Raw genomic sequence first — 2,910 nt, forward strand, 5'->3', positions numbered from 1 at the left:
GGGCAAGCCCGCTCACTACAAAGGGCTTGCCCCATGCCAGCCTCCAAAATTGTGCAGAGACCTATAGCCGCTCAGGCAATCCACCGGAACTTTGCCAACAAATAATCGCCTGAATCCGGTAGGCTCACCCTTTTCATTCAAGGAGTTACTCCCATGGCCAAAGCCACCGCCCGTCACATCCTGGTTTCCACTGAAGCCAAGTGCAACGAACTGAAAGCCCAAATCGAAGGCGGCGCTGACTTCGCAGAAATCGCCAAAGCCAACTCCAGCTGCCCATCCAGCCGCGACGGCGGCAACCTGGGTTCGTTCGGTCCAGGCCAGATGGTCAAGGAATTCGACACCGTCGTGTTCAGCGCCCCGGTCAACACCGTGCAAGGCCCGGTAAAGACCCAGTTCGGCTACCACCTGCTGGAAGTTACCAGCCGCCAGGACTGATCCAGTCCGCGCTGATGCGATAAACAACGGCCCGCCTCTTGGTGGGCCGTTGTGCATGTGATGACTGGCGACACGGATACCGTTAGCGTACAAATCCCTATTCTTCTTCACCCGGTGTTCAAGGCTGATAATGCGATTGGCTTTTTCCAGACTGCTCAGTACCTCCCTGGCCCTTCTGCTGGCCAGCACCGCCGTGATCGCGGCCCCGCAGACCTACCTCACGGTATACGGCGAACCGGCCAAGTACCCCGCTGGCTTCAGCCACTTCGACTACGCCAACCCGCAGGCCCCCAAGGGTGGCAGCCTGCGGCGCTCGGCCATCGAGATCGGGCGCTTCGACCATGTGTTGCCCTATATCGACAAAGGCATCGGCGTGTCCCAGGTCGACGGCTGGCTCTATGCCCCCCTGGCCCAGCGCTCCCTGGATGAGCCCTATACGGTGTATGGCCTGGTGGCAGAGAAGATGGAGCGCGCCGAGGACGGATTGTCCCTACGCTTCTACCTCAACCCCAAGGCGCGCTTTGCCGATGGCAAGCCCATCACCGCCGAAGACGTGCGCTACAGTTTCGATCTGCTGATGACCCAGGGCAGCCTGCGCTTTCGAACGCTGTTCGCCGACGTCAAGCACGTCGAAGTCGAAGGTGAGCGCCAGGTGCGCTTTGACTTTTCCAGCAATGAAAACCGCACCCTGCCCCTGGATATCGCCACCCTGCCGGTGTTCCCCGAACATTGGTGGAAGACCCGCGACTTCGCCAACGGTGGTGGTTACGAAGCCCCGCTGGGCAGCGGCCCGTACACCGTCAGCAAGATCGATTCCGGCAGCACCATCACCTTTACCCGTGATCCCGACTGGTGGGGCAAGGACCTTCCCGTCAGCCGAGGCCTGTACAACTTCGATCACCTGAGCCTGGAATACTTCGGCGACACCGAAGTGGCGCGCCAGGTGCTGCGCGGCGGCGCCTATGACTTCAACCGCGAGTTCTCCGCCACCGGCTATTCCATCGGCTATAACGGCCCGGCACTGGACGACGGTCGCCTGCAACGTGCCCACTTGGCCAGGGAGATGCCGCAACCGGCCCAGGGCTACGTGTTCAACGTGCAAAAACCGATGTTCAAGGACCGCCGCGTGCGCCAGGCCCTGGCGATGCTGTGGGACTTCGAATGGGCTAACCGGCAGATGATGCGCAATATGTACATCCGTCAGCAGAGCTTTTTCTCCAATAGCCCGTTGGCCGCCAGCCAGCCGCCTACACAAGACGAACTGGCAGTTCTTGAACCGTTGCGCGGCCAGGTTCCCGACGAGGTATTCACCCAGGTGTTCAAGGCACCGGTCACCGATGGCAGCGGCATGATCCGTGACAAGCAGTTGCAAGCCCTGGCCTTGCTGGAGCAAGCCGGCTGGAAACCGGAGGGCGACAAGTTGGTTAATGCCGCCGGCGAGCCACTGGAGTTCACCTTCCTCAATGCCCAGAGCGGCATAGAACGCCTATTGCTGCCATACAAACGCAACCTGGCACAGATCGGCATAACCCTGAATATCCGACGTATCGACCCCTCCCAATATGTGAACCGGGTCATGGCACGGGATTACGACATGATCGTCGCCGGGTTCCCGGTCACCACCTCACCGGGGATGGAGCTGTACAACTATTTCGGCTCGACCGCCGCCTTTGATCCCGGCGCCAACAACTACATGGTGCTCAAGGACCCGGCAGTCGACAGCCTGATCAAGGGCCTGGTCAAGGCCAACACCCAGGCGCAAATGCTTACCTACGCCCACGCCCTGGACCGCGTGTTGCAATGGAATTACCTGTGGATTCCCAACTACTACCCGCCCGGCACCTCGGCGGCGTGGTGGAACCGCTTCGGTCGCCCGGCCATCGAGGCCAAGAACGACGAAGCCCTGGAAACCTGGTGGGAAATCAGCCCAACCCCCTTGACCAATGAGCAGATGAACGCCGAATTGAAAAAACGCGGAGGTGCGCGCTGATGTTTGCTTATATCGTGCGGCGCCTGCTCCTGATCATCCCGACGCTGGTGATCATTCTGCTGGTGAATTTTGTGATCGTGCAGGCCGCCCCTGGTGGCCCGGTGGAACAGGCCATTGCCCACCTGCAAGGGATTGGCGGCGGTGGCGTCGGCGGCTCCGGCGGTGACGGTGCTGGCACGGGCTCCCGCGCCAGCCGTGGCCTGGACCCGAAACTGATCAAGGACATCGAGAAACAATACGGCTTCGACAAGCCGGCACCGGAACGCCTGTGGCTGATGCTCACGAGTTACGCGAAGCTGGATTTCGGTAACAGCTTCTTTCGCGGCAAGACCGTGATCGACCTGATCCTGGAAAAGATGCCGGTGACCATTTCGTTGGGCCTTTGGGCCACCTTGATCACCTACCTGGTGTCGATCCCCCTGGGCATTCGCAAGGCGGTCCGCCACGGCAGCAGCTTTGACGTATGGAGCAGCACGGCCATCGTG

General features: G+C 60.7%; 2 protein-coding genes and 1 pseudogene. All 3 read left to right on the plus strand.

Features of this window, described 5'->3' with window-relative positions:
• Positions 1–153: 153 nt before the first annotated feature.
• On the plus strand, positions 154–435 hold the full coding sequence (locus ACRESD_RS24190; protein ID WP_431753212.1) for a peptidylprolyl isomerase: 282 nt from the start codon (positions 154–156) through the stop codon (positions 433–435).
• Between the two features lie 130 nt (positions 436–565).
• Positions 566–2,425: an extracellular solute-binding protein gene (locus ACRESD_RS24195; RefSeq protein ID WP_431753213.1), complete on the plus strand. Its 1,860-nt coding sequence runs from the start codon at positions 566–568 to the stop codon at positions 2,423–2,425.
• Positions 2,425–2,910 (plus strand): annotated as a pseudogene (locus tag ACRESD_RS24200) (peptide ABC transporter permease); the annotation flags it as partial. The gene ACRESD_RS24195 and the pseudogene ACRESD_RS24200, both read left to right, overlap by 1 nt.

The sequence above is a fragment of the Pseudomonas sp. genome (assembly GCF_050739995.1).
Lineage (GTDB): Bacteria > Pseudomonadota > Gammaproteobacteria > Pseudomonadales > Pseudomonadaceae > Aquipseudomonas.

Excerpts from the sequence above, each read along its gene's own strand:
- ACRESD_RS24195 (WP_431753213.1), top strand. The coding sequence starts at position 566 with ATGCGATTGGCTTTTTCCAGACTGCTCAGTACCTCCCTGGCCCTTCTG.
- ACRESD_RS24190 (WP_431753212.1), top strand. The coding sequence starts at position 154 with ATGGCCAAAGCCACCGCCCGTCACATCCTGGTTTCCACTGAAGCCAAG.